At 38.7% G+C, this 8,275-nt stretch carries 7 protein-coding genes and 3 pseudogenes; 4 read left to right on the forward strand and 6 right to left on the reverse strand.

The window, feature by feature from the left end:
* Positions 1 to 71 precede the first annotated feature (71 nt).
* The 3 genes and pseudogenes from Q0V26_RS17360 to Q0V26_RS17370 form a co-directional block, all read right to left on the reverse strand.
* Positions 72 to 233 (reverse strand): annotated as a pseudogene (locus tag Q0V26_RS17360) (nucleotidyl transferase AbiEii/AbiGii toxin family protein); the annotation flags it as partial.
* Between the two features lie 2 nt (positions 234 to 235).
* Positions 236 to 640: pseudogene (locus tag Q0V26_RS17365) on the reverse strand (S-adenosylhomocysteine hydrolase).
* A gap of 472 nt (positions 641 to 1,112) precedes the next feature.
* Positions 1,113 to 2,156: a GMP reductase gene (locus Q0V26_RS17370; RefSeq protein WP_297486174.1), complete on the reverse strand. Its 1,044-nt coding sequence runs from the start codon at positions 2,154 to 2,156 to the stop codon at positions 1,113 to 1,115.
* Positions 2,157 to 2,537: 381 nt separating this feature from the next.
* On the opposite strand from Q0V26_RS17370, the gene Q0V26_RS17375 reads away from it, so the two are divergent.
* Entirely contained in the window at positions 2,538 to 2,864 is a 327-nt protein-coding gene (locus Q0V26_RS17375; RefSeq protein ID WP_297486176.1) for a hypothetical protein, read from the forward strand.
* A 130-nt stretch (positions 2,865 to 2,994) separates the two neighbouring features.
* Here the strand turns inward: Q0V26_RS17375 and Q0V26_RS17380 are convergent, their stop codons facing one another.
* Complete coding sequence (locus Q0V26_RS17380; protein ID WP_297486179.1) at positions 2,995 to 3,930, reverse strand: AraC family transcriptional regulator; 936 nt, start codon at positions 3,928 to 3,930, stop codon at positions 2,995 to 2,997.
* 287 nt (positions 3,931 to 4,217) lie between these two features.
* Here Q0V26_RS17380 and Q0V26_RS17385 point away from each other — a divergent pair, with 287 nt between their 5' ends.
* Both Q0V26_RS17385 and Q0V26_RS17390 read left to right on the forward strand, forming a co-directional pair.
* Positions 4,218 to 4,571, forward strand: a complete 354-nt coding sequence (locus tag Q0V26_RS17385; RefSeq protein ID WP_297486189.1) for an MFS transporter — start codon at positions 4,218 to 4,220, stop codon at positions 4,569 to 4,571.
* A gap of 1 nt (position 4,572) precedes the next feature.
* A pseudogene (locus tag Q0V26_RS17390) lies at positions 4,573 to 5,797 on the forward strand (efflux RND transporter periplasmic adaptor subunit).
* 108 nt (positions 5,798 to 5,905) lie between these two features.
* Here Q0V26_RS17390 and Q0V26_RS17395 read toward each other — a convergent pair.
* Positions 5,906 to 6,229, reverse strand: a complete 324-nt coding sequence (locus Q0V26_RS17395; protein WP_297486181.1) for a hypothetical protein — start codon at positions 6,227 to 6,229, stop codon at positions 5,906 to 5,908.
* A 304-nt stretch (positions 6,230 to 6,533) separates the two neighbouring features.
* Between Q0V26_RS17395 and Q0V26_RS17400 the strand changes: the two genes are divergently transcribed.
* Positions 6,534 to 6,851: a hypothetical protein gene (locus Q0V26_RS17400; protein ID WP_297486184.1), complete on the forward strand. Its 318-nt coding sequence runs from the start codon at positions 6,534 to 6,536 to the stop codon at positions 6,849 to 6,851.
* Between the two features lie 105 nt (positions 6,852 to 6,956).
* Here Q0V26_RS17400 and sstT read toward each other — a convergent pair whose 3' ends face one another.
* Positions 6,957 to 8,198: a serine/threonine transporter SstT gene (gene sstT, locus Q0V26_RS17405; protein WP_297486186.1), complete on the reverse strand. Its 1,242-nt coding sequence runs from the start codon at positions 8,196 to 8,198 to the stop codon at positions 6,957 to 6,959.
* Positions 8,199 to 8,275: the final 77 nt, after the last annotated feature.

Consider the following 8,275-nt stretch of genomic DNA (forward strand, 5'->3'; position numbering starts at 1 on the left):
TTGGCATTTAGTTATTCTCTAATAGCGTTAAATTGTTTTAATTAGTCGTTCAGCAATGCGCTTAAATGAGGCAAAGCAGTTCCGCCAGAAAAGACTCGTTGATGAGAATCTATGATGAGTTTTTCAAGTTGCGCGAGTAGTGCCACAACCCAATAATCTTTCTCAATTATGGTTGGATTTCCGAGCGCTAAGGCATCGAAAACCTCTAGAAACTGCTGTTTCAGTTTATGCATGATTAATTTGGTGAGTGTATGACACGGCTACCCACTACCAGTTTTCGATTAAACTGTTTTGAGTTCCATGAGTAATTGATGGATGAAGGGATTTGAGTTCTTTCACCCGATAAGCTCTGAAGAGACAGACTATCTATCTCAAAGTCTATGCCTTTCATCTTAAGGATTTCTCGCATAAGCGCGTCGGTCCCGCCTGGATGCATTGGCATTGGCTTACCCGTTAAACTATTCATTCGTGATTTGGTGTAAAGGCCATAGCCGATTTTCATTAATTCGTCTTGATTGACTCATTGTTTCAAAGCGCGACCGACTTGATCATAACAAGCGACACCTTCAAAGTTTTTACGTTCAAAAACATAACGTCTTGAACGTTTTATCTTTTGATAAATACGATCAGTGGCAGTCATTTGAACCTCCATACTTTGACTTGCTGTGAGTATAACTTACAGACGTATTTCAAGGAATAAATACGACATTATTAAAATCTAAAAAACGACATGAAGCATATTCGGATTGGCACTATCTTAATGTTATTTAGATGCTTTTATATTTAACAACTAAATGTGACATGCTTTATGAATCTATCTTTTCTGAAATATCTCTGATTTTCATCCGGAGTAAATCACAAGAGCGTAATTTGCTGTCCGTTTAAATGACCTAATTTTATCCACATTATAAAGTCCTTACATTTGAGGTAAATGCTTTAAGGTTTCAACATTCTATGAATAGATTCCCTATCGCCTCGCGGGCATTCACTGTAGGGAATGACGGTTGTTGTTAAAAAAGAACACAAAAAAGCCAGAGCAAGATGATTATCTTTCTCTGGCTTTATATCGTGTTTAAGGCTGTTTCAATAATTTTTGTTGAAACATACTAAGCTTATTCTTTACCGTAAACGTTGTTTTCTTGCTCTTGAACGCGAATGAAAGTTGCACGCTTTGTTAGCTCTTTAAGCTGTGCTGCACCAACATAAGTACACGTTGAGCGTACACCACCCATGATGTCTTGAATGGTAAAGTTTACAGAACCACGATAAGGCAATAATACTGTTTTACCTTCAGCGGCGCGGTATGTTGCAACGCCACCTGAATGCTTGTCCATCGCGCTTTGGCTCGACATGCCATAGAACTTCATGAACTGCTTGCCATCTTGCTCGATAACTTCACCGTTGCTTTCACTGTGACCGGCAAGCATACCGCCAAGCATAACGAAATCAGCGCCACCACCAAAGGCTTTCGCAACATCACCAGCACATGAACAACCGCCGTCACCAACAATACGACCACCTAGGCCGTGAGCGGCATCAGCACATTCGATGATTGCTGAAAGTTGTGGGTAGCCAACGCCAGTCTTAACACGCGTAGTACATACAGAGCCAGGGCCAATACCGACTTTAACAATGTCAGCACCTGCAAGAATAAGCTCTTCAACCATATCACCCGTAACAACGTTACCCGCGCTGATTACTTTGTCAGGAAATTGAGCACGAACACGCTCAACGTACTCTACAAGGTGTTCAGAGTAACCATTAGCAATATCAATACAGATAAAGATAATGTCGTCGGTTAGCGCCATGATGTCTTTGGTTTTTTGGAAATCAGCATCAGATGTGCCTGTTGAAACCATGACGTTATTTAACACTGATGCATCGTTAGCGTTAATGAACTCGGCCCACTGCTCAACAGTGTAATGTTTGTGAATCGCGGTCATTACTTTGTGTTGTGCTAATGCGATAGCCATATCGAAGCTACCGACTGAATCCATATTAGCGGCAATAATTGGTACACCAGACCATTGACGACCACTATGTTTGAATGTAAAATCGCGGGTTAAGTCAACTTGAGAGCGACTTTTCAATGTTGAGCGTTTTGGACGAAATAATACATCTTTAAAGCCTAATTTTAGATCTTGTTCGATACGCATGATATTTATTCCTTAAATATTGTCGAATGCCGCTCAGGTTAACTCGTTACTGGCAGGTGACTTTTTTACCTTTTGAGCAGGCACAAAAAAACCGGAGCGTTGGCAGACGCTCCGGTTTTCAGCATTATAGGCAGAGATTTGTTAAATACAACCCCTAAAATGTAAACAAATATATCCTAATGCAAAAGTGTGAGGTGTTTCCCCTCTCTTTTTATGAATAATCCCTTATTTTTATTATCTTTTAATTTATATCTTTTGTTAATTTCCGCGGTTATTGATGGATTAGAAATAAATTAAATTGCAGTTGGTATCTCTTTTTTTTCAGGCTATGATTAAATTTTGGGATAACTTAAAGTATTAAATGGCAGTGGAAGGTTTGCGTTGTTTAAGAGACGAAAGAAAAAAAATCAATTTCCCATTGATTTTTATGGTGAAGAGGGAAGTTGGCGTTTTGTGATCCGTGCTATGCGTCAAGATGAGATCCTTGATGCTATGTACTGGTGCGCGCATATCTCGTGTCATCGTAAAGATTTTGATTTACTGCATATTGCGAGTGATAAGTTCGATTGTCGTTATAATTATTCAACAGCAGATTTATCAGAGCTACAATTTGGCTTAAGTGGTACACCACTGAAAGTAACCATGATGGGGCCGATTGTATTAATGTCGACCATTAATGAACATTTTGTTGATACTGAAATCGATTAGCAATCTGAATTATCTGTGCGGATCAATTGGCGCATGTAGTGGTGTGATTTAAGTTATAGATAATAGAAAAACGCTAAATAACAATAGTTATCTAGCGTTTTTTTATGACTGTTTTTGGGAAAGACGCTGTTTAGTTTAGGCTACGTTCCAATAATTTTTGTTGATATTGTGCAGGCGTTAAACCGCGATTACGTTTAAATGCTTTGCTAAAACTTTGCACATTACTGTAGCCAAGTACGGTTGCTATTATGTCGATACTCATACCTGAGAGCATGTATTTTATAGCGACATTACATAAAATATAATTTGTCATACTGGTAAATGTCCACCCGTTATCATGTAATCGACGTTGTAATTGTTGGCGTGATAATCCCACCTTTTCAGCAACAAAATCCAGTGTAGGAAAGCCGTAATAACGTGAGTAGTTAATGATTTCAAACATGACCTTAGCAAGATCTAACGGTTGGGGCATATTGAGTAAATCATCTAATTGTAAATTTGATACGAGTATGGGTTTTGTTATCGGCAGCGGGCGTTGGTTACCGTGCTCTAACATTGAAAGATTGAGCCAAACCTTTGTTGCAGATGATTGCCATGTGATAGGGCATCCAAAAAACTGTTGAATGGCAGGATCTATTATTTCAGTACCAGATAACTCTATTTTTAAAGGAACATAATCATCCCCCATGTAGTTACGGGTGACTTGGGTAAATAAAATCGCAATTTTTAAGCTGTCAAAACTCGCCGCACGCCCATGTGCATAGTTATTGTAATATACCCATTTAACAATTTTACCTGATTGTTGACCATGATAAGACGCTCCTCCCTGTAAACATGACACACCATAGTTGATCCGTCGAAATGCTAATGCGAGATCAGGGCAAGTCACATACCAATTACCAATAGGCCCGATATTTTCAAAGGTGATATCTGCGGCAATTTTGATCATATAAGCCGAATCGTTGGTTAATTCTTCAATACGCTCTAACCACTGTAAATAATCATTAAAAGGGATCAAAGACATTGGCTCTCTGAGTAATTGAGCTGGAATTCCTAATTCAGCCAAGCCGATCCCATAGTGTTTTTGTAAGCCAAGTTCTAATGGTTTAGAAAAGCTGTTCGAATAAAGGCAATATTGATCATGATGTTCTTCTTGCTGGTGCTGATGGGCATTTTGCTGAAATAAGTAGGATTATTATTGTCAGTATAAGTCTAGTTGTATCAATTATTGGCTATTTTCGATTTAAATAAACTCAAATTATACCGTGAATGTGAGCTCTCTCCATAATGACGGCTATTCATCACTGCATGAGTGATGGCTTAACTATTTTAGTTTTGAACCGGAGAGTGTGGATGAGCTTACTGAGTATGCCCTTTGTCGATACCAATGTAGACACAGTATTAAGTGTGTTTGCGGGAGTAGTATTAATTGCAACCATTGCAGCTGTCGCGATTGGTTTTTGGAAAATACACGAATTACCTATTCATAAAGCATCGACCAAAGAGCATCATCAAATAGGCTTAATAACCGCCCTAACATGGATTGGTTTTGTGTGGCATTGGGTATGGGTGTTGGCGGTTATTATTGCATTTGTTGATGGAGAAAAAGCCTTGTGTCGCTTGCGTGATATTTGGCATGGTGATCGTTTACCTGTCGCGCCTGCTATGTCTACAGATGTTATGACTACCGATACAGAGGAGAAGTAGTATGTTGGAAGGTTTAGCTGTTTGGGCGCTGTTTATTTATTTACTGCGTTTAGTGGGCATGCCATGGAATAAATTCACTCAAGCTTTTGCATATGTTGGTGGCGGCAGTTGGTTAGTCTTTGTATGGTTTGGTTTAATTACTTATGCGCCAATGGATTTATCTGGCGGCTCATTAGTCCAATCACCGCATGTGCAGTTGCGTCCAGCATCCACATCAATCAATGGTCGTGTTAAAGCTATCTATGTGGAACCCAACAGTAAGGTTACTCAAGGTCAGTTAGTGTATGAACTTGACTCTGAACCGTATGTTATTGCGCTTAATAAAGCACAAGCTAGCCTTGATGCTGCAAAAGTTGCTCGCGATATGGCGCAACAAGATATTGCAATGGCGCAAGCCTCAAAGACCGCAGCGGTGAAAGATATTGATATCGCAACAAAACAGTTATCCGCTGCCACCGCAGATCATCGTTTAAAAAGCACGATGCTTGCTCGTTATGTAAAGCAAAACAATGTTGTTAAACATACCGTAACCGCAAGCATGTTAGATGAACAACGCACTGCGGTTGATGTGGCTAAATCACAACAGATTATGTTGGACTCACAAATAGAAAAAGCCCATATTGCGGTTAAAAAAACGCAGTTAGGAATAGAAAAAGCGGAGTTAACCTTTAATAGTCGTGATGTTGATGTGATCACCGCGAAAGAAAATGTCGCTAAAGCTCAGTGGGATCTCGATAATACTAAGGTTTATGCGCCTGCTGACGGTTTTGTTACCAACTTCATTATGCGTGAAGGTCAATATGTTGGCTCTGTTCCGCGTATTCAAATGTATACCGATGAAAAATATGTATTAATGCGAGTCAATCATCAAGCCATTCGAAATGTAAAATCTGGACAGATGGCTGAATTTGCTTCTGCTGTTTACCCTGGCAAAGTCTTTGCTGCGGAAGTTGAAGGCATTGTTGAAGCAACGGGGGGAATCGCAAGGTAATTTGATTGGACGTGAAACCAATGTTCGTCAAACGACGGGTGTAAATATAGCCAATAAGCACCATTTTGTACGCTTAAAGCTTTATGAAACAGAAGGGTATGATATTCCTGTTGGTTCCGTCGGTTTAGCTTGGGTCAGTGCTGAAAAACCGATCAGTTTTCTTGGTTTTCTGGATGTCATTCGTGGCATTATCATTCGAATGAAAGCACAAGTGTTCTATGTTTGGTCAATGTAACTTTTTGTGAAATATAATAAGTAATGTGTATCGATTCGCCTGCCTCTGTTTATTCAGCGGCAGGTTTTTTATTGCGTTATGCGGTGTAATTTCTGTAAATAAGCAGTGTTAAAACTCGTTGCTGTTGTAATGTTGGTAGTGGTTGATAATATCTGCAATGAGTTCTGGTTCTGAAAAATCATCGACAAAATAGCGCTTTTGATCTGTTTTGATAAAGACTTCAAGATGTGTTTCATCGTCATCAACATTGGGAATAAAGTGGATTGTATATTCATACGGTAATTGTTTATCGTTAGCGATCACTAATCTAAATCGACGATCCATACAGTATATATCAGTAAAATAGCCAGCAGCGGAGAGTTGCTTACTTGCTTTAGTTACCGCAGATTTAGCGATGGTATAGCCTGTATTATGCGCAGTAATAGTTGTCATGACGACGCCCTTTTTATTGATGTTAATAGGGGTAACGTTGGTCTATATCACTCGATTTTATCGGGTGAATACACATACTTACCAACTAAATAATTCAATCATCGTCATTAGATCTTTTCATCAATATTTCAATATTTCAATGTTGATATTTGTTTATTTTTTCCAATAGCGGCTGGATTAGGTGTAAAAATGTAACAATAATGGGTTTTTTAGATTTTATTATTACATTTTAGTTATAAATTAGTGTTTTTTTAGGTAGGATTTATACAATAAGCAATGAACTTTTTATTGAGAGAAATCTGTTATGGTACAAAAAACACTTCGTATTATTCCCTTAGTTGCATTATTAGCAGCATCAACATCGGTATATGCTGATGGTGTAATTAAGCACTTAGATAATCAACTTTCTCATATTGAAAAGACCGTTAATGGTACTCAGAAATCGCTTAGACGCACACAAAATAAATACGACGATACGCAAAGAACCATAGCGGATCTTAAAGATGGTACTTATGCTGAGAAAACTGTTGGCCGTGCGGTGAAAAAGAAGAAAAGAAAGGCGGTTAATGGTTTAATCCATCGCTCAAATAATGCTATTCGTAAAGCGACCAATATCTACTAATTAGAAATCGACTAATTAGATGAGAAGATGAATAAAATAATGCGGCTATCATGTGTATGATAGCCGCATTTTTAATGTTGTGTTTTTATATTGTTAGCAATGTACTTATGATTTTTGTAGGTGTACTTTTGCTTGTTTACGTTCAGCGGCTAAACATGCCGCAGCAGTAAATACCACATCTGTTGAGCTGTTCAATGCTGTTTCTGCTGAGTCTTGAATTACGCCGATAATAAAGCCCACAGCGACAACTTGCATTGCTACTTCATTTGGAATACCAAATAAACTTGCAGCAAGTGGAATCAGTAATAGTGAACCCCCTGCAACACCCGAAGCACCACATGCTGATACCGCAGCAACAACACTGAGTAATACCGCAGTTGCAAGATCCACTTCAATACCTAACGTATGCACTGCTGCTAACGTTAACACGGTGATTGTAATGGCAGCACCACCCATATTAATGGTTGCACCTAAAGGAATAGAAACTGAGTAGGTGTCTTCGTGCAGATTTAGATCCTTACATAATTTTATGTTAACTGGAATGTTTGCCGCTGAACTACGTGTAAAGAAGGCGGTAATGCCACTTTCACGTAAGCAACGAAACACCAGTGGATAAGGATTTGTTTTGGTTTTTACAAATACAATAAGCGGGTTAACAACTAATGCAATGATTACCATTGAACCGAGTAATACTGCAAGTAGGTGAGCGTAACCTAATAGTGCATTAAAGCCTGTTTGAGCAAAAGTATGTGCCACAAGACCAAAAATACCAATAGGAGCAAGACGAATAATAAAGCGCACAATTAATGTTACGCCATCAGACATGTCTTGAAATACCTGTTTAGTAGCATCACTGGCTTGGTGTAATGAAAAGCCTAATGCAATCGCCCATGCCAAAATACCAATAAAGTTACCTGTCATTAGTGCATTGATTGGGTTATCCACGATTTTAAAAAATAGTGAGTTAATAACTTCAGCAATACCTTCTGGCGGTGCAATAGAGGTCGTGTTAGTAACAAGCGTCAAAGTGGTAGGGAAAAGGAAGCTCATTGCTACAGCGGTAAAAGCGGCTAATAATGTTCCTAATAAATAAAGAAAAATTATTGGCTTCATATTGGTATGAGTGCCTTTTTTTTGATTCGCAATCGATGAGGCGACCAAAATAAACACTAAGATTGGCGCAACTGCTTTTAATGCGGCAACAAATAGCCCACCTAAAAAGCTTACGCTTGATGCTGATGATGGAAAAAAGACGGCTAAAGCAACACCGGCGATAATTCCCACTAATATCTGTATTACTAAACTGCCATTAGCGACTCTGGCAAGAAATGGTTGTGATTGACTCATAGTTTATCCTGCATTTTTTATTGTTGTGTTTAAGTTTTATATTTTGTAACAGAAACATTTTTTAACAGGATCTGTTT

It is taken from the genome of uncultured Photobacterium sp., from assembly GCF_947039875.1.
GTDB lineage: Bacteria > Pseudomonadota > Gammaproteobacteria > Enterobacterales > Vibrionaceae > Photobacterium.

Coding starts and splice junctions, on each gene's coding strand:
- Q0V26_RS17370 (WP_297486174.1), bottom strand. CDS start 2,156: ATGCGTATCGAACAAGATCTAAAATTAGGCTTTAAAGATGTATTATTT.
- Q0V26_RS17385 (WP_297486189.1), top strand. CDS start 4,218: ATGAGCTTACTGAGTATGCCCTTTGTCGATACCAATGTAGACACAGTA.
- Q0V26_RS17395 (WP_297486181.1), bottom strand. CDS start 6,229: ATGACAACTATTACTGCGCATAATACAGGCTATACCATCGCTAAATCT.
- Q0V26_RS17400 (WP_297486184.1), top strand. CDS start 6,534: ATGGTACAAAAAACACTTCGTATTATTCCCTTAGTTGCATTATTAGCA.
- sstT (WP_297486186.1), bottom strand. CDS start 8,198: ATGAGTCAATCACAACCATTTCTTGCCAGAGTCGCTAATGGCAGTTTA.